A 17,893-nucleotide genomic window follows, 5' to 3' on the forward strand; every position below is an offset into this window, starting at 1 on the left:
TGGTAACCCGAGCTCCCGTTCCACCTCAAACAGCCCATCTACGACATTGCGTCGTAGCTGTCACCCCAGGAATTCAACTCTTGACGCCACTCCCATCCCCACCGGAGTCGCTCGAAAAGCGGACAAAATATCCCAGCGGGGAGAGGTTTAAGCCCTTGTGTGAACCGACCGAAACCGACATCCCGCCCGGATAGGAACCTCTCGCCCAGTCATGGACCAAAGGTCTCGCCGCACCCCTGGGCGGAGGGCACCCTTCGGGGGGTGACAAGTGCTCCTAACCCGGCTAGTAGGGCCGGATGGGCCTGTGTGCCTTGTCACGGACCCGAGGCCCGCCACGGGCCGCGGATGTTACCCGCGCCACACCAACTCCCGTGTCGCAAATGCCGGTTTCGCCCCAGAACGGCACTCCGGAAGCGGCCCATACGACCGAACCGCCACCTTCCCGCCCCGCCCCGCCTCCGGGATGCTCCTGTGCCATGAGTAGACCCGTGATTCGCCCGACCCGAGGCCGCGGACGGCTCCGCGGCCGGCTCAGGCCCGCCCTCTTAGGCCTCGCCTGCATCCTCACGTCCACACTCACCTGGAGCGCACCCGCCGGAGCCGGACCCTCCGACACCGGGCTCAAGGGCGCCATCGACGCGATCCTCGCCGACGCCCGCATGGACGGCGGGGCCGCGAGCGTGGTCATCGCCGACGCCGCCACCGGGGAGCGGCTCTACCAGCGGGACGGCGGCGACCGCCTGATGCCCGCCTCCAACACCAAACTCGCCACCTCCACCGCCGCGATGGCCCTGCTCGGTCCCGACTACCGCTTCCACACCGACGTCCTGTCCACCGGCAGCCGTCACGGCTCCACCCTCCGCGGCGACCTCTATCTGCGCGGCGGCGGCGACCCCACGACCCTCGCCAAGGACTACGACCGGCTCGCCGCCGACCTCGCGGCCTCGGGCGTGAAGCGCGTCACCGGCCGCCTCGTCGCGGACGACACCCGTTTCGACACCCAGCGCCTCGGCCGCTCCTGGGCCGCCGACGACGAGTCCTCGTACTACTCCGCGCAGATCTCACCGCTCACCCTCGCGCCCGACACCGACTACGACTCCGGCACGGTCATCGTCGAGGCGCTGCCCGGCGCCGCCCCCGGCGACAAGCCGCGCGTGAGCCTCACCCCGCTCACCGACTACGTCCGCATCGACAACCGCGGCACCACGGTCCCCGCCGGGCAGACCGACACCCTCGCCATCGAGCGGCAGCACGGCACCAACACGATCGTCGTCAGCGGGAACATCCCGGTCGGCGCGAGCGCGACCAAGGAATGGGTGACCACCTGGGAGCCCACGGGTTACGCCGCCGCGGTCTTCTCCGACGCGCTCGCCCAGCACGGCATACGCATTTCAGGCAGCCCCCGCCTCGGCCGCGCGACCCCGCCCGGCGCGAAGTTGCTGGCCTCGCACAGCTCCATGCCGCTGCGGGAGTTGATGTTTCCCTTCATGAAGCTGTCCAACAACATGCACGCCGAGACGCTCACCAAGACGATCGGCTACGAGACGGCGGGCCGCGGTACCTGGGACGCGGGCCTCGCGGCGATCGGCGGTTACCTGGGGAAGGAAGGCGTACGGACCTCCACGATCCGCCAGTTGGACGGCTCGGGCCTGACCCGTATGAATCTCTTCCCGGCCGAACAACTCGCCACGCTGCTCCTCTCCGTGCGGGACGCTCCCTGGTACGCCGACTGGTACGCATCCCTCCCGGTGGCCTGCAACACCGACCGCGCGATCGGCGGTACCCTGCGCTCCCGTATGTGCGGCACTCCCGCGGCTCTCAACGCCCGTGGCAAGACAGGGTCGTTGACGGGCGCCTCGGCGCTGTCGGGGTATGTGAAGGACGCCGCGGGCCGTGAACTCGTCTACAGCATCGTTCTCAACAACTACCTGGCGTCCTCGGTGAAGAGCATCGAGGACGCGATCGTGGTCACGCTCGCGAAGTCGGACACGGGGGCGGGCACCATCGCCGCTGTTGCCCCGAACGCGGTGCGCACCCACGAGCTTCCGGCCGGCCTCGAATGCTCCTGGCAGAAGCCGAAGTTCTGCTGAAACGCCGGTGGCCCGCTCAGGGTCTCACCGACCGGACAGGCAAAAGGGGGCTGCCCCGGACCGTACGAAACGGTCCGGGGCAGCCCCTTCAGACACTCAGAACGCTTACGCGTCCTTCGACAGGTTCGGCCCGGCTCCGCCGGCCGCCTGCTCGATCGGAGGAACGTCCGGCAGCGCCGACTTCTCCTCGCCGCGGAAGGTGAACTTCTTCTCCTCACCCTCGCCCTCGGTGTCCACGACCACGATGTGACCGGGGCGCAGCTCGCCGAAGAGGATCTTCTCCGACAGGATGTCCTCGATCTCGCGCTGGATCGTCCGGCGCAGCGGCCGGGCGCCCAGAACCGGGTCGTAGCCCTTCTTCGCGAGCAGCGACTTGGCCGTGGGGCTGAGCTCCAGACCCATGTCGCGGTCCTTCAGGCGCTCGTCCACCTTGGCGATCATGAGGTCGACGATCTGGATGATGTCTTCCTCGGTCAGCTGGTGGAAGACCACGGTGTCGTCGACACGGTTGAGGAACTCGGGCCGGAAGTGCTGCTTCAGCTCTTCGTTGACCTTGACCTTCATCCGGTCGTAGTTCGACTTGACGTCGCCCTGCGCCGCGAAGCCCAGGTTGAAGCCCTTCGAGATGTCCCGGGTCCCGAGGTTGGTCGTCATGATGATGACCGTGTTCTTGAAGTCCACGACGCGGCCCTGGGAGTCGGTCAGCCGACCGTCCTCCAGGATCTGCAGAAGGGAATTGAAGATATCGGGGTGGGCCTTCTCGACCTCGTCGAAGAGGACGACGGAGAACGGCTTCCGGCGCACCTTCTCGGTGAGCTGGCCGCCCTCTTCGTAACCCACGTATCCGGGCGGGGAACCGAAGAGACGGGAAACCGTGTGCTTCTCGCTGAACTCCGACATGTCGAGGGAGATCAGCGCATCCTCGTCGCCGAAGAGGAATTCGGCGAGCGTCTTGGAGAGCTCGGTCTTACCGACACCGGACGGGCCGGCGAAGATGAACGAGCCGCCGGGGCGCTTCGGGTCCTTCAGACCCGCTCGCGTACGGCGAATGGCCTGCGAGAGCGCCTTGATGGCGTCCTTCTGACCGATGACGCGCTTGTGGAGCTCGTCCTCCATGCGCAGCAGCCGGGAAGACTCTTCCTCGGTGAGCTTGAAGACGGGAATGCCGGTCGCCGTGGCGAGGACTTCGGCGATGAGCTCACCGTCGACCTCCGCGACGACGTCCATGTCGCCGGCCTTCCATTCCTTCTCGCGCTTGGTCTTCGCGGCAAGCAGCTGCTTCTCCTTGTCGCGCAGAGAGGCCGCCTTCTCGAAGTCCTGGGAGTCGATCGCCGACTCCTTGTCGCGGCGGACGCCTGCGATCTTCTCGTCGAACTCGCGGAGGTCCGGCGGCGCGGTCATCCGGCGGATGCGCATCCGGGAGCCGGCCTCGTCGATCAGGTCGATCGCCTTGTCCGGCAGGAAGCGGTCCGAGATGTACCTGTCCGCCAGCGTCGCGGCCTGGACCAGCGCCTCGTCGGTGATGGAGACGCGGTGGTGGGCCTCGTAACGGTCCCGCAGGCCCTTGAGGATCTCGATGGTGTGCGGCAGCGACGGCTCCGCGACCTGGATGGGCTGGAAGCGGCGCTCGAGCGCTGCGTCCTTCTCCAGGTGCTTGCGGTACTCGTCCAGCGTCGTGGCGCCGATGGTCTGCAGCTCACCACGGGCCAGCATCGGCTTGAGGATCGAGGCGGCGTCGATCGCGCCCTCGGCGGCACCCGCACCCACCAGGGTGTGGAGCTCGTCGATGAACAGGATGATGTCGCCGCGGGTGCGGATCTCCTTGAGCACCTTCTTCAGGCGCTCCTCGAAGTCACCGCGGTAACGGGAGCCGGCGACCAGCGCGCCGAGGTCCAGGGTGTAGAGGTGCTTGTCCTTGAGGGTCTCGGGCACCTCGCCCTTGACGATGGCCTGGGCCAGGCCCTCGACGACCGCCGTCTTGCCGACGCCGGGCTCGCCGATGAGAACCGGGTTGTTCTTGGTACGGCGGGAGAGCACCTGCATGACCCGCTCGATCTCCTTCTCGCGCCCGATGACCGGGTCGAGCTTGGACTCACGAGCGGCCTGGGTGAGATTCCGGCCGAACTGGTCCAGGACGAGCGAGGTCGAGGGGGTGCCCTCGGCCGGGCCGCCTGCCGTGGCGGCTTCCTTGCCCTGGTAGCCGGAGAGCAGCTGGATGACCTGCTGCCGCACCCGGTTGAGATCGGCGCCGAGCTTCACGAGGACCTGGGCGGCGACGCCCTCGCCCTCGCGGATCAGGCCGAGCAGGATGTGCTCCGTGCCGATGTAGTTGTGGCCCAGCTGAAGGGCCTCTCGGAGCGACAGCTCCAGGACCTTCTTGGCACGGGGGGTGAAGGGGATGTGCCCGGACGGAGCCTGCTGGCCCTGCCCGATGATCTCCTCCACCTGCTGGCGGACCGCCTCGAGCGAAATCCCGAGGCTCTCCAGGGCCTTAGCGGCGACACCCTCACCCTCGTGGATAAGGCCCAGGAGGATGTGCTCGGTGCCGATGTAGTTGTGGTTGAGCATCCGGGCTTCTTCCTGAGCCAGGACGACAACCCGCCGCGCGCGGTCGGTGAACCTCTCGAACATCGTTAATCGCTCCTCAGAGCGGTCAGGCAGTAAGGGGTCGGTCCCCTCCCTGTCCTTCCGCAGCTTAGTCCCGCAAGCGGGGACCGCTCATTCCAACTGCCGACACCCGTCTGTGGCCTCCTGACCGCTGAACGCCGACAACTGCTCAACCCGATGGTGCGAGACGATGTTCCCGCAGGCCAGGCAGTTACCCTCACCACCGCTACGCCGATGGCGAACGTGAGACTGTACCTGCGAGCGTGTCGCCCCTCCCCACTAGGAATGTCTTACCCGTAAGCACTGACACTCCATGCGGCGCGCACCGGTTCCCTCAGCTACGGGCGAACAACCTTGCGCCTGCTGAAGCGCACATACGCCCCCAACTCAGACACCCTGTGCGATCGCACTCACACTCTGCGTAACTCCCGGGGCGGCTCTCCCGTTCCCGGGGGTATGGCTTCCATCGTCCCGCTTCCCCGCGCGTCCTGCGACGGCAGTGCCGCGCGGTGGTACGAGAACGAACTCGGCTGGGCCGCCGCGGAGGGGTCGCCCGTGCGGCTGCTCACCGGGCTGCGCTTCGATGTGCTGGAGCTGCCGGCGGACGCGGGCGCGGCCGTGCTGCGCCGGGCGGAGACGGCCGGCCCGGTAGTTCTGATGGGGCGCAGAATGCGGTTCCTGGTGGCCGCGGGAAGCGCGGAGGAGCTGCCTGGGCTGCTCGACTGGCTTCAGTGGGGCGGGATCGCGCTCGATCTGACCGCCATCGGCGCGGGCGGACTGATGACCGCCCCGCCGCCGCCCGGATGGCCTGGCTCGCGGGGGGCCGCCGTATGGCTGCGACCCCCCGTGCCGGGGCGCGAGGTGGAGCCGACGCTGCCGGCTCTGGCCCCTTTCGGGCGCAGCGCCGGAACAGGTGGGGGTATCAGCCCCGATCTCGTACGACTCGTGGACACAGTGGCGACCGAGTGCCACCGGGCCCGTTTGCTGCGTACGAATACGCCGCGCACTAATACTCAGCCGTTGGCCTTCTCGTAAGCCTCACGAACCGTGGCCGGGACACGGCCGCGGTCGTTCACCTCGAAGCCGTTCGCCTTGGCCCAGGCGCGGATTTCTGCGGTGTCCTTGTTACCGCCCGCGGCGGGACGACCCTTGCCACGGCCGGATGCGGCGCGGCCACCCGTGCGCCGACCGCTCTTGGCGTACGGCTCGAGGAGACCACGGAGCTTGTCCGCATTGGCGGTGGTGAGGTCGATCTCGTAGGTCTTGCCGTCCAGAGCGAACGTCACCGTCTCGTCCGCCTCGCCGCCGTCGAGGTCATCGACAAGAAGGACCTGAACCTTCTGTGCCACCGGATTTCCTTTCATCGAAAATGCAGTACGCGGAAAGGAAACCGCTTTTCCTTGGAAAACACAAACCCTTGGGAGAGGTTCAGAACCTCAAGAACACGGGAAACATGCGCGATTCGGACATAGGGTTCCGACTCTTGCGGTGATCACAGGTGCAGAAGCATCCGGCTGTTGCCCAAGGTGTTCGGCTTCACTCGTTCGAGCCCGAGGAACTCGGCGACGCCCTCGTCATAGGAACGCAGCAGCTCGCTGTAGACATCTCCGTCGACCGGAGTCTCCCCGATCTCCACGAAGCCGTGCTTCGAGAAGAAGTCCACTTCGAAGGTGAGGCAGAAAACCTTGCGCACCCCCAGCCAGCGGGCGGTCTGCAGCAGCTTGCCGAGCACCTGATGACCGATGCCGGCGCCCTTGAAGACGGGATCGGTGGCGAGAGTGCGTACTTCCGCGAGGTCTTCCCACATGACATGCAGTGCGCCGCAGCCGACCACCCGGGCATCCTCGTCGCGTTCCGCGACCCAGAACTCCTGGATGTCTTCGTAAAGGGTGACCGTCGCTTTGTCGAGCAGGATGCCTTCACTCACGTACGGGTCGACGAGTCGGCGGACCTCGGGCACATCGCTGGTCCTGGCCCGCCTGACGGTGATGGCATTTGCTGCGGCATAAGGCATGGCCCGACGCTATCGCCCCGGCGGCGTACCGCCCTCAGGGGCCTCGGTGTCCTGAACCATGCGGACCGCGGCTTGCAGGGACTCGCGCTGCTCGGGCGACATCATGCCGAAGAAGGCGACCAGTGCTGCGGCGGGGTTGTCACTCTGGGACCAGGCTTCGTTCATCAGTGCTGCCGCGTAGGCGGCGCGGGTGGAGACAGCGGTATATCGATAGGCGCGGCCGTCGACTTCCCTGCGCACCCAGCCCTTCTGATGGAGATTGTCCATTACGGTCATGACGGTGGTGTAGGCGATGGACCGTTCCTGCTGAAGGTCTTCAAGGACTTCCCGGACGGTGACCGGCCGGTTCCATTGCCAGACGCGAGTCATGACGGCGTCTTCCAGCTCTCCCAATTGGCGGGGCACAGCGCCACCATAGTGCGAGTTGTGGCGGAATGGCCTGTTATTGCCGCAGCAAAAAAGGACGTACGGCGGGAAATCTGCCGTACGTCCTCGGCGCGAAGGGGTCCGCCGGTGAACGTCAGTCGTCGCGGCCGGCCTGGCGGGTGGATGCCGCACGGGCGAGCGCGGCGTCCACGATCGCATCCTCCTTGGCCTTGTTCGGGCCGCCCTGGCTCTTGACGATCGTCACGACCAGGAAGGTGAAGAAAATGGCCATCACCACGGGGGGCAGGAGCGCGGATACGTAGTCCATGGCTCCCAGAGTAGCTAGCCGGCGGCGAGCTGTTCCGGTGGGGGGACGGGCTTGCGGCGGGGCGGGAAGACCTCGGAGGGCTTGGGCACCGGCCGCTCGCCGGGTGCGGGCGCCTTGGGCTGCGGTTCCCGCTGGGGCTTCTCGCGGGGTTTCTGCTGCGGCTTCGGCTCGTCGGCGGCGCGGCCGCCGGGGAGCGCGTGGAGTCGGGTGCGGGGGGTCGGGGCGCTCGCCGGGGCGCGCGACCCGGTCCGTACCGCGCGGCCGGCCAGCCGGGCGCGTACGGAGTGCTCCGCCAGCGTCTGGCAGCGGCGCAGCACGGCGGCACCAACGGGGTGGCGGCGCAGGGTGCGCAGCGCGGCCAGATCCTCCGGGCGGGGGTCGTAGCCGGCGGCCAGGGCGTCCTGGAGGAGCTCCAGATAGCCGGCTGCCGAGCCGGGGAGCGCTTCGCGGTAACGGGCGAGGTCGGCGAGGAGGAACGTACGCAGCCGGCCGGCCTCGCGTACCGCCTCGTCCACGGAATCGGCCAGACGCAGACAGTCCTGGACGTCCTCGTCGGCGAGAGGGGCGGGATGGAGGGCACTGGCGAGGGCGCGTCGGAGCACACGCAGCTCGTCTGCGCTGAAGGCCATGCCGCCGCGGGATCCGTATGGCGTGGGCATGGGGCGACGATACGTGCGACTTGGACAAAATCGGGTTAATTCCGCGAACCCGGGCGCGGCGGGGGGTGCGGGGGCGCGCCTGGGCTGTCCGGGCACCCGGTGCCGCGGGGCGCGGGCTCCGGGGCCCCTCCGGGCTCGACTCCTCGGCGTCGGCGGCGATGAGGCGTCCGCGTGGGGCACCCGGTGTTGGCCGCCAATCGGGGGTTCGCCCGCGAAGCCACCCACCGGGCAGCAACCACCAAAGCCCCCTGGCCCACGCTCACCACGGACGCTGGAAACGCGGGGACGACCCTGCACGGCCCCTCCCCACCGGAAGGGGCCTCAATGTGCGGGGGTTCGCCCGCGCAACCCACCGCGGGCGCCGAAAACGCTACATACGCGAGACGTTCCGCTCGTACACCAGCCGCAGCCCGATCAGCGTCAGCCACGGCTCGTGTTCGTCGATTACCGACGCCTCGCCAAGGACCATCGGCGCCAGGCCGCCCGTGGCGATCACCGTGACGTCGTCCGGGTCGTCGGCCAGTTCGACCTTCATGCGGCGGACCACGCCGTCGACCTGGCCCGCGAAGCCGTAGACGATGCCCGACTGCATCGCCTCGACCGTGTTCTTGCCGATCACGCTGCGCGGGCGGGCCAGTTCGATCTTGCGGAGCTGGGCGCCCTTGACGCCGAGCGCCTCGACGGAGATCTCGATGCCGGGGGCGATCACGCCGCCGGCGTACTCACCGCGCGCGCTGACCGCGTCGAACGTCGTCGCCGTGCCGAAGTCGACGACGATCGCCGGGCCGCCGTACAGGTCGACGGCGGCGACCGCGTTGATGATGCGGTCCGCGCCGACCTCCTTGGGGTTGTCCATCAGGATCGGCACGCCGGTCTTGATGCCGGGCTCGACGAGGACGGCCGGGACGTCGCCGTAGTAGCGGCGGGTCACCTCGCGCAGCTCGTGCAGGACCGAGGGGACGGTGGAGCAGATCGCGATGCCCTCGATGCCGTCGCCCAGTTCGTCGCCGAGCAGCGGGTGCATGCCCATCAGGCCCTGCAGCAGGACCGCGAGTTCGTCGGCGGTGCGCCGGGCGTCGGTGGAGATGCGCCAGTGCTCGACGATCTCCTCTCCGTCGAACAGGCCGAGGACGGTGTGGGTGTTGCCGACGTCGATCGTGAGCAGCATCAGATGCCTGCCTCGCGCAGGTCGAGGCCGATGTCGAGGATCCGGGAGGAGTGCGTGAGCGCGCCCACCGCCAGGTAGTCGACGCCCGTCTCGGCATAGGCCCGGGCGGTGTCGAGGCTGAGGCGGCCGGAGGACTCGAGTACGGCGCGGTGCGCGACGATCGCGACGGCCTCCTCGGTCTCGGCGGGGGTGAAGTTGTCCAGCAGGATCAGGTCGGCGCCCGCGTCCAGGACCTCGCGGACCTGGTGGAGGGTGTCGGCCTCGACCTCGATGGCGAGGTCCGGGAAGGCGTCCCGTACGGCCTTGAAGGCCGCCGCCACGCCGCCCGCGGCCACGACGTGGTTGTCCTTGACCAGGGCTGCGTCCGAGAGCGACATGCGGTGGTTGACGCCGCCGCCGCAGCGCACCGCGTACTTCTCCAGGGCGCGCAGTCCGGGCGTGGTCTTGCGGGTGTCACGGACCTTGGCGCCGGTGCCTTCGAGTACGTCGGCCCACGCGCGCGTGGCGGTCGCGATGCCGGACAGGCGGCACAGCAGATTCAGGGCGCTGCGCTCGCCGGTGAGCAGATCGCGGGTGTTGGTGGTGACGGACAGCAGCTTCTGGCCCGCCTCGACGCGCTCGCCGTCCTCGACATGCCGCTCGACCTCGAAGGCGTCGGTGCAGACGATCGACAGGACGGCCTCGGCGATGCGCAGGCCCGCGACCGTACCGGCCTCGCGGGCGGTGAAGTCCCCGGTGGCGACGGCGTCTTCGGGGACGGTTGCCACGGTGGTGACATCCACGCCGCCGTCGAGGTCCTCGGCGAGTGCGAGGTGCGCGATGTCCTCGACCTGTACGGGATCGAGGCCCGCGTCGGCCAGCAACTGGGCGAGGCCGGGGTCGAGGCCGCACTCCAGGTCGTCGTACCCCTCCTCGTCGCCTCCGCAGCCGCACGCGTCGCCGCAGCCGCCCGTGGAGGCCGCGGCGGGAGCGCCGATCTGGATCAGCGGTACGTCCACGGGACGCGGACGTTCTTCGGGCGTGCTCACGGTTGGGGCTCCCTGGGGGCGACGGGGACGGCGGGGACGGTCGGGGCGAATGCGGTGTTCTCGGTGCGGCTGACCATGAGTGACCGGTCGGGGGCGAGGCGTACGACGAGATGGCGGCGCCACTGGGCGTCGTCGCGCTCGGGGCGGTCCTCGCGCCAGTGGCAGCCGCGGGTCTCCTCGCGCCGCAGCGCGGCGGTGGTCAGCACGCGGGCCACGCACAGAAGGTTCGAGGTCTCCCAGGACTCGACGCCGGGCTCGGCCGTCTTGGCGGCGGAGCCGTTGCGGCCCTCGACGGCGTCGCGGTGGACGGCGCCGAGCGCGGCGGCAGCGGCGGTGAGGCTTTCGGCAGAGCGGAGCACGCCCGCGCCGTGCGACATGATCCGCTGGATCTCGGCGCGCGTCTCGGGGGCGATGAGCGGCAGCACGGAGGGGGTCGCCGGGGCGGCTGGCGCACCGGCCCGCAGCGGGGCCCGGGACGCGATGTCGGCGGCGATGCGCTCGGCGAAGACCAGGCCCTCCAGCAGGGAGTTGGAGGCCAGCCGGTTCGCGCCGTGGACGCCCGTGCAGGCCACCTCGCCGCAGGCGTACAGGCCCGGGACCGTGGTGCGGCCGTGCAGGTCCGTGCGGACGCCGCCGGAGGCGTAGTGCGCGGCGGGGGCCACCGGGATCGGCTCGGTGACGGGGTCGATGCCGTGGGCGCGGCACGCGGCGAGGATCGTGGGGAAGCGGGAGGCCCACATCTCGGCGCCGAAGTGGCGGGCGTCGAGATACATGTGGGCCGCGCCCTGCTCCTGCATCCGGCGCATGATGCCCTTGGCCACGATGTCGCGCGGCGCGAGCTCGGCCAGTTCGTGCTGTCCGAGCATGAAGCGGGTCCCGGACGCGTCGACGAGATGGGCGCCCTCGCCCCGTACCGCCTCGGAGACCAGCGGCTGCTGGCCCTCGCGGTCCGCGCCGAGGAAGAGCACCGTGGGGTGGAACTGCACGAATTCCAGGTCGCTCACCTCCGCTCCGGCGCGCAGCGCGAGCGCCACGCCGTCGCCGGTGGAGACCGCGGGGTTGGTGGTGGCGGAGAAGACCTGGCCCATGCCGCCGGTGGCCAGGACGACCGTGGGGGCGTGGACCGCGCCGACGCCGTCGTGCTGGCCCTCGCCCATGACATGCAGGGTGATACCGGCCGTACGGCCTTCGGCGTCCGTCAGCAGGTCCAGGACCAGCGCGTTCTCGATGGTCCGCAGGCCCGCGTCGCGCACCGCCCCGACCAGCGCCCGGGAGATCTCGGCGCCCGTGGCGTCGCCGCCCGCGTGCGCTATACGGCGCCGGTGGTGGCCGCCCTCGCGGGTGAGCTCTATCTCGCCGGCGTCGGAGGTGTCGAAGTGCGCGCCGGTGGCGATGAGGCGTCGTACGGCGCCCGGCCCCTCGGTGACCAGGGTGCGTACCGCCTCCTCGTCGCACAGGCCCGCCCCCGCGACGAGGGTGTCGTCCAGATGCTGCTCGGGGGTGTCCCCCTCGCCGAGCGCCGCCGCGATGCCGCCCTGGGCCCAGCGCGTGGAGCCGTCGTCCAGGCGGGCCTTGGTGACCACGACCGTGCTCAGCCCCTCCGCTGCGCAGCGCAGCGCCGCGGTCAGGCCTGCGACGCCGGAGCCGACCACGACGACGTCCGCGTCGATGGCCCAGCCGGGGGCGGGAGCGTTCAGCCGTATTCCGGTCATGCGGGGGCTCCGAAGGTCAGGGGGATGTTGTCGATCAGCCGCGTGGTGCCGACCCGGGCGGCGACGGCCAGGACGGCGTCGCCGGTGTGGTCGTCGGGGACGTCGGTGAAGTCGGCCGGGTCGATCAGGGCCAGATAGTCCAGTACGAGCGGGGGCTTGGCCCTGGCCGCCTCGTCGAGCACGGCGCGGGCCGCGGCCCGTACGGCATCGGCGCCGCCCGGTCCCGCCTGCGCCACGGCGTGCGCGTCGGCCGCGGCGCGGGCCTCGCCGAGCTTGGAGAGCGCCGCGGCCCGGGACTGCGACGCGGGCTGCGACCGGGCACGCGCGCGCAGCGCCTGCTGGGCGGTGAGCCGGTCGCGGGCCGCGAACAGCGCCCCCGACAGGGCGAGGGCGGTGCGGCGCTCCTCGGCCGAGAGATAGCGGTTACGGCTGGACAGGGCGAGGCCGTCCGGCTCCCGCACGGTCGGTACGCCGACGATCTCGACCGGGAAGTTCAGATCGCGGGCCATCCGCCGGATCAGGGCCAGCTGCTGCGCGTCCTTCTGTCCGAAGAAGGCGGCATCGGGGCGGGTGAGGTTGAGCAGCTTGGCGACGACGGTGAGCATGCCGTCGAAGTGGCCGGGGCGCGAGGCCCCTTCGAGCCGCTCCCCCATCGGGCCCGCGGCGATGGTGACCTGTGGCTTGCCGCCGGGGTAGACCTCGTCGGCCGGGGGGGCGAACACGACGTCCGCGCCCGCGTCTTCGGCCGTCTTGAGGTCGGCGTCGAGGGTACGGGGGTACCTGTCGAGGTCTTCGCCCGCGCCGAACTGCAGCGGGTTGACGAAGACCGTGACGACGACGAGACCCTCGCGGCCGACGTGCGCGCGGGCCGTGCGGATCAGGGTGGCGTGGCCCTCGTGGAGCGCGCCCATGGTCATCACGACGGCGCTGCGGCCGGGGACGGCGCGCTGGCCGAGGACGCGGTTCAGTTCGTCCGCGCCCGGAACGAGTTCGAAACCATGGCTCATCGCTGGTCATCCTCCGCAAGAACGCCCAGCAGATCCTCCGCGAGCTCCGGCTTGAGCAGGCCGTGCGCGAGGGCGCGGTCGGCGGTGGTGCGGGCCATCGCGAGATAACCGGCGACGGTTCCGGGGGCGTGCTTGCGCAGCTCCGCGACATGGGCGGCGACGGTGCCCGCGTCGCCGCGGGCGACGGGTCCGGTCAGGGCCGCGTCACCGGAGCGCAGGGCGTTGTCGAGGGCGGCGCCGAGGAGCGGGCCGAGCATCCGGTCGGGAGCGGCCACCCCGGCCTTGCTGAGCAGCTCCATCGACTGGGCGACCAGGGTCACCAGGTGGTTCGCTCCGAGGGCGAGGGCCGCGTGGTAGAGCGGGCGGTTGTCCTCCTCGATCCACTCGGGCTCGCCGCCCATCTCGATGACGAGCGCCTCGGCGGCCAGCCGCAGTTCCTCCGGGGCGGTCACGCCGAACGAGCAGCCCGCCAGCCGCTGGACGTCCACGCTCGTCCCCGTGAACGTCATCGCGGGGTGCAGCGCGAGCGGCAGCGCACCGGCCCGCGTGGCGGGGTCCAGCACCTTCGTGCCGTAACGCCCCGAGGTGTGCACCAGCAGCTGGCCGGGGCGGACCGCGCCGGCTCCGACGAGTCCTTCGACGAGCGCGGGCAGGGCGTCGTCCGGGACGGTCAGCAGCACCAGGTCGGCGCGGGCGAGTACGTCGGCGGGTGTCACCAGGGGAACGTCGGGGAGCAGAGCGGCCGCCCGCCTCACGGACGCGTCGGACACTCCGGAGACGGCGACCGGACGGTGTCCCGCGAGCTGCAGGGACGCCGCGAGAGCAGGACCGACGCGGCCCGCTCCGACAACGCCGACGCTCAGGCGGGCGGGACGGTCCCGCGGGTCGAGCGGTTCCTGTGGTGCTGTGGCATTCACGCGGCGGGGCCTTCCGTTCCAGTCCGCGGGGGGTACCGGACGATTTCCCGTCATGCTACGCCAGCGCCTGTCCACCCCCGGCAGTTGTCCACAGGCTGTGGGTGGTCCGTACGACACGAGCGTGGGCGATGATCTGTGGATGACTGAGCACAGCGAGCAGGACCAGCGCCGGCGCAGGCTTGCGGCATGGCGGGCCTGCGACCGGGTGCTGTCGCGGGGCTCCGCAGACCACCGCGTCGGGGAGCGGCTCTCGGCCCTGGCGGCGGACGCTCGATCCGTCTACGACCTGGACGAATGGACCGACATCTACGGCAACGGGGTCGTCGCCGAACTGGAGCAGCGGGTGGCCGAACTGCTCGGCTTCCCGGCCGCGGTGTACTTCCCGACCGGGACGATGGCGCAGCAGGTGGCGCTGCGATGCTGGGCGGGACGTACCGGGGACACGACGGTCGCGCTGCATCCGATGGCGCACCCGGAAGTGCACGAGCGGGGCGCGTTCGGTGCGCTGAGCGGGCTGCGCACTGTCCACCCGACGAGTGAACCGCGGCTGCCCACGGAGGATGACGTACGGGACTTCGAGGAGCCCTTCGGGGCGCTGATGCTCGAACTGCCGCTGCGGGACGCGGGGTTCGTACTGCCGACGTGGGACGAGCTGGTGGCCGTGGTCGAGGCGGCGCGCTCCCGCGACGCGGTGGTGCACTTCGACGGCGCGCGCCTGTGGGAGTGCGTTTCGCACTTCGGCCGCCCGCTGGAGGAGATCGCCTCGCTCGCTGACAGCGTGTACGTGTCCTTCTACAAGTCGCTCGACGCGCTCTCGGGCGCCGCACTGGCGGGCCCGACGGACCTGATGGACGAGGCCCGCGCCTGGCGCCACCGGTACGGCGGCATGCTCTTCCAGCAGTACCCCGCGGCACTGTCGGCACTGCTCGGCCTGGAGCGCGAGCTGCCCCGACTGCCGTCGTACGTGGCCCACGCGAAGCTCGTCGCGGCGGCGCTGCGGGAGGGTCTGGCGGCGGCGGGCGTGCCGTGGTTCCGGGTCCACCCCGGCGAGCCGCACACCCATCAGTTCCATGTCTGGCTCGCAGGCGATGCGGAGGCGCTGAACGAGGCGTCGCTGGCCCAGGCCGAGGAGACGGGCGTGACGCTGTTCCGCCGCTGGTTCACGGAGGGGTGCCCGCCGGGGATCGCGGTCACGGAGGTCACGGTGGGGTCCAAGGGGCTGGAGTGGACGGGGGAGGACGTGCGGGATGCGGTGGAGGAGTTTGTGCGGCGGATGGGGTAGCTCCCCGGCGGGTCGGCGCGCGCCCCCGCTCGGACTCAGCGGCAGCCCGCCGCCCCGCGGGCCCATTACGCTGGACCCGCCCCCCACCCCTGGTCCCGCCGATTGACGAGCCCAGTCAAATGACGCGGGACCACCTCGCCGCACCCCGCACCATGGAGGGGTGAGCGTGAGCATCGACATCGCGGGGCTGCCCCCGGAGCGCATCGTCTTCGAGATTTCCCCCCTCGCCGAGCTGGGCGTGGCGCTGCACGCGCTCGCCGAGCCCGGGCACCATCCCGGGCTGCACGGCTGGGCGACGGCCACCTCCGCCGGGCTCAAGCCCGATCTCGCGGACCGGCTCCACGAGGCCGAGTTCCTGTGGCGGACCACCTTCTCGGACGTCTTCATGCCGTTCGCCGGGCTGCCCGCCTCCGCCCGTGGGCCCGGCGACAGCACCGGCGCGAGCCTGGCCGACGAGCTGGACATGCTCGACCGGCTCGACGACGAGCGATTCGTCTCCGCCGCCCTGGAGTTCACCTGCGTCAGTACGTACGGGACAGGCGTGCCCTCCGCCCTCAGCGACCCGGCCCGCCGCGAGCGCGCCCTCGAACTCGCCGCCACCCGCGGCCCCAAGCAGCTCGACTTCACCCGGCGGCTGCTGGACGACCCCGTCTCCGTACGCGCCTGGGTGCGCCGCCTCTTCGAGGACTGCGACCAGGCGTTCTTCGCCGACACCTGGCGCCGCATCGGCACCCAGCTCGCCTCCGACGCCCGCCACAAGACCGAGCTGCTGCGTCACAAGGGCCTGGCCGAAGCGCTGCACGCCGTCTCCCCGGCACTCGCGGTGGACGAGGACCTCACCCGTATCAGCGCCGACAAGCTCGCGGACGGGCGTACGACGGCCGTCGACCCGGTCGTCGGCGCCGGGCTCTCCCTCATCCCGTCCAGCTTCGGCTGGCCGCATCTGATGGTGCTGCACGCGCCCGGCTGGCGGCCGGTGATCCACTACCCGGTCGGCTCGCCCGCGCTGCCGGGACCGGCCCCCGTAGAGCTGCTGAAGCTCCGGATGGAGGCGCTGGCGCACCCCATGCGCATGCGCCTGTGCCGCAACCTCGCCCGCGCCCCGTACACGACGAGCGAGCTGGCGGACACGTACGCAATCACCGCTCCCGAGGTCTCACGGCATCTCGCCGTGCTGAAGAAGGCCGGGCTGATCTCCACCCGGCGGCGCGGCCGTTACGTACTGCACCAGCTGGACGTCACCGCCGTCGCCCGCCTCGGCAGCGACTTCCTGGAGACGGTGCTCCGTTAGTCCTCAACGCGCAGGAGCAGCTTGCCCGTCGTCGCACGGCTCTCCATCAGCCGGTGCGCCTCCGCCGCCTCGGCGAGCGGCAGTTCGGCGGTGACCGGGAGGTCCACCGCCCCGTCCGCGACAAGACGGAACGCCCGCGCCGACACCTCGCGCAGTTCCTTCGGCCGCTCCGCCGCCAGCGTCAGGATCGAGAAGAACGCCACCGACCAGGCGCCGGGCCCGAGTTCGGCCGCGCCGAAGTGCCACGGGGCCTCCTCGCCGGCGTTGCCGAAGTTCACGACCCGGCCGAAGGGCGCCAGCGACCGCAGGCTGTGGCGCAGCTGTTCACCGCCGATCGGGTCGAGCAGCAGATCCACGCCGCGCCCGCCGGTCGCCGCGGCCAGCTGCCGCTCCCAGTCGTCGCCGACGAACACCTGGTCGTAGCCGTGCTTCAGCGCGAAGTCCACCTTGGCCGCGGACGACACCACTCCGTAGACGGCGCCGTCGCCGACGCGATTCGCCAACTGGCCCACCACCGTGCCAACTCCGCCCGCGGCGCCCCGCACCAGCACGCTCTCGCCCGCCCGCAGCCGCCCCACCTCGTGGATCAGGGCGTGAGCGGTGGGCAGCACGGTCGGCAGGGTGGCGGCGGTACGCAGCGACAGGCCGGCCGGGACCGGGAAGACGGTGGCAGCGGGCGCGAGAGCAACCTCCGCGTAGCCGCCGCCCGCGATGAAGGCCGCGACCTCCCGGCCGACGGTCAGGTCCGTGACGCCAGGACCGAGCGCCCGGACGCGGCCCGAGACCTCAAGTCCCGGGGTGAAAGGGAGAATCGGCCTGCGGTAACCGGAGCGCCTCGCCTTGATCTCGGCGAAGTTCACTCCCGCGTACGCGACATCGATCGTGACCTCGCCGGCGCCTGGCTCCGGCACATCCGTCTCGACAGGCCGCAGCACCTCGGGGCCGCCGAACTCCGCCACCTGGATCGCACGCACGCCGCACTCCCTCGCTAGACTGTTCAATGAAAAGCGAACACTCGAAGTGTACGAGCGCCATCGAACACTCGGCAAGGAGGGACACGCCCGACATGAGCAGCCACCGGCCCGCGCCCGAGCACACCCACCCCGCCGACGTCCCCCTGCTGAGCGCACTCGACGCACTCGCCGACCCGGTGCGCCTCCAGCTCGTCCGCGAGCTCGCCGCATCGCAGGAGTGGACGCGCACCTGCGGTTCCTTCGACGTGCCGGTACGGAAGGCGGCGATCAGCCATCACTTCTCGGTGCTGCGCGCGGCCGGACTCGTCGAGCAGCGCGACGTCGGACCGAAGCGGGTGAACCGGCTGCGGCGTCCGGAGTTCGACGCGCGCTTCCCCGGCCTCCTCGAACTCGTCCTCAAAGGCGACTAGGGATGCCTTGTGGATCAAACTGGACCCTGAGGATATGCCG

Annotated in this window: 17 protein-coding genes; 5 read left to right on the forward strand and 12 right to left on the reverse strand. The window is 70.7% G+C overall.

What is annotated here, in order from left to right; translation table 11 throughout:
• Positions 1 to 476 precede the first annotated feature (476 nt).
• The gene (gene dacB, locus OG905_RS18175) at positions 477 to 2,090 is read left to right on the forward strand and encodes a D-alanyl-D-alanine carboxypeptidase/D-alanyl-D-alanine endopeptidase (RefSeq protein ID WP_328672936.1); all 1,614 of its coding nucleotides are present in this window, start codon (positions 477 to 479) and stop codon (positions 2,088 to 2,090) included.
• Between the two features lie 105 nt (positions 2,091 to 2,195).
• Here dacB and OG905_RS18180 read toward each other — a convergent pair whose 3' ends face one another.
• The gene (locus OG905_RS18180; protein WP_266479644.1) at positions 2,196 to 4,721 is read right to left on the reverse strand and encodes an ATP-dependent Clp protease ATP-binding subunit; all 2,526 of its coding nucleotides are present in this window, start codon (positions 4,719 to 4,721) and stop codon (positions 2,196 to 2,198) included.
• Between the two features lie 432 nt (positions 4,722 to 5,153).
• Here OG905_RS18180 and OG905_RS18185 point away from each other — a divergent pair, with 432 nt between their 5' ends.
• The gene (locus OG905_RS18185; RefSeq protein WP_328672940.1) at positions 5,154 to 5,732 is read left to right on the forward strand and encodes an SCO3374 family protein; all 579 of its coding nucleotides are present in this window, start codon (positions 5,154 to 5,156) and stop codon (positions 5,730 to 5,732) included.
• Here the strand turns inward: OG905_RS18185 and OG905_RS18190 are convergent.
• From OG905_RS18190 to OG905_RS18235, 10 genes are all read right to left on the reverse strand, one after another.
• Entirely contained in the window at positions 5,711 to 6,046 is a 336-nt protein-coding gene (locus OG905_RS18190; RefSeq protein ID WP_142214397.1) for a histone-like nucleoid-structuring protein Lsr2, read from the reverse strand. The genes OG905_RS18185 and OG905_RS18190 overlap by 22 nt on opposite strands.
• A 143-nt stretch (positions 6,047 to 6,189) precedes the next feature.
• Positions 6,190 to 6,711 (reverse strand): amino-acid N-acetyltransferase, encoded by a 522-nt coding sequence (locus tag OG905_RS18195; protein ID WP_328672943.1) that lies wholly within the window; start codon positions 6,709 to 6,711, stop codon positions 6,190 to 6,192.
• A gap of 9 nt (positions 6,712 to 6,720) precedes the next feature.
• Positions 6,721 to 7,116: a BlaI/MecI/CopY family transcriptional regulator gene (locus tag OG905_RS18200; RefSeq protein ID WP_328672944.1), complete on the reverse strand. Its 396-nt coding sequence runs from the start codon at positions 7,114 to 7,116 to the stop codon at positions 6,721 to 6,723.
• 115 nt (positions 7,117 to 7,231) lie between these two features.
• Positions 7,232 to 7,405: a hypothetical protein gene (locus tag OG905_RS18205; protein ID WP_266479660.1), complete on the reverse strand. Its 174-nt coding sequence runs from the start codon at positions 7,403 to 7,405 to the stop codon at positions 7,232 to 7,234.
• 14 nt (positions 7,406 to 7,419) lie between these two features.
• On the reverse strand, positions 7,420 to 8,034 hold the full coding sequence (locus OG905_RS18210; RefSeq protein WP_328682426.1) for a hypothetical protein: 615 nt from the start codon (positions 8,032 to 8,034) through the stop codon (positions 7,420 to 7,422).
• A 400-nt stretch (positions 8,035 to 8,434) separates the two neighbouring features.
• Complete coding sequence (locus tag OG905_RS18215) at positions 8,435 to 9,232, reverse strand: type III pantothenate kinase (RefSeq protein WP_328672947.1); 798 nt, start codon at positions 9,230 to 9,232, stop codon at positions 8,435 to 8,437.
• Complete coding sequence (gene nadC / locus OG905_RS18220; protein ID WP_328672949.1) at positions 9,232 to 10,260, reverse strand: carboxylating nicotinate-nucleotide diphosphorylase; 1,029 nt, start codon at positions 10,258 to 10,260, stop codon at positions 9,232 to 9,234. Before nadC ends, OG905_RS18215 begins: the two co-directional genes overlap by 1 nt.
• Positions 10,257 to 11,972 (reverse strand): L-aspartate oxidase, encoded by a 1,716-nt coding sequence (locus OG905_RS18225; protein WP_328672952.1) that lies wholly within the window; start codon positions 11,970 to 11,972, stop codon positions 10,257 to 10,259. The genes nadC and OG905_RS18225 overlap by 4 nt, the downstream gene beginning before the upstream one ends.
• Positions 11,969 to 12,979 carry a pantoate--beta-alanine ligase gene (gene panC, locus OG905_RS18230; RefSeq protein ID WP_328672954.1) on the reverse strand — a complete coding sequence of 337 codons (1,011 nt, stop codon included), beginning with the start codon at positions 12,977 to 12,979 and terminating at the stop codon, positions 11,969 to 11,971. The genes OG905_RS18225 and panC overlap by 4 nt, the downstream gene beginning before the upstream one ends.
• Complete coding sequence (locus OG905_RS18235) at positions 12,976 to 13,896, reverse strand: Rossmann-like and DUF2520 domain-containing protein (RefSeq protein ID WP_328672956.1); 921 nt, start codon at positions 13,894 to 13,896, stop codon at positions 12,976 to 12,978. Before OG905_RS18235 ends, panC begins: the two co-directional genes overlap by 4 nt.
• A 139-nt stretch (positions 13,897 to 14,035) precedes the next feature.
• Between OG905_RS18235 and OG905_RS18240 the strand changes: the two genes are divergently transcribed.
• Complete coding sequence (locus tag OG905_RS18240; protein WP_328672958.1) at positions 14,036 to 15,178, forward strand: threonine aldolase family protein; 1,143 nt, start codon at positions 14,036 to 14,038, stop codon at positions 15,176 to 15,178.
• A 166-nt stretch (positions 15,179 to 15,344) separates the two neighbouring features.
• Positions 15,345 to 16,469, forward strand: a complete 1,125-nt coding sequence (locus tag OG905_RS18245; protein ID WP_328672960.1) for a DUF5937 family protein — start codon at positions 15,345 to 15,347, stop codon at positions 16,467 to 16,469.
• On the opposite strand, the gene OG905_RS18250 is transcribed toward OG905_RS18245, so the two are convergent.
• Positions 16,466 to 17,443: a quinone oxidoreductase family protein gene (locus OG905_RS18250; protein ID WP_328672961.1), complete on the reverse strand. Its 978-nt coding sequence runs from the start codon at positions 17,441 to 17,443 to the stop codon at positions 16,466 to 16,468. The two genes, OG905_RS18245 and OG905_RS18250, sit on opposite strands and share 4 nt — an antisense overlap.
• 92 nt (positions 17,444 to 17,535) lie before the next feature.
• Between OG905_RS18250 and OG905_RS18255 the strand changes: the two genes are divergently transcribed.
• Complete coding sequence (locus OG905_RS18255) at positions 17,536 to 17,853, forward strand: ArsR/SmtB family transcription factor (RefSeq protein WP_328672963.1); 318 nt, start codon at positions 17,536 to 17,538, stop codon at positions 17,851 to 17,853.
• The last annotated feature ends 40 nt before the right edge of the window (positions 17,854 to 17,893 follow it).

The organism is Streptomyces sp. NBC_00322, from assembly GCF_036147535.1.
Taxonomy (GTDB): Bacteria; Actinomycetota; Actinomycetes; order Streptomycetales; family Streptomycetaceae; genus Streptomyces.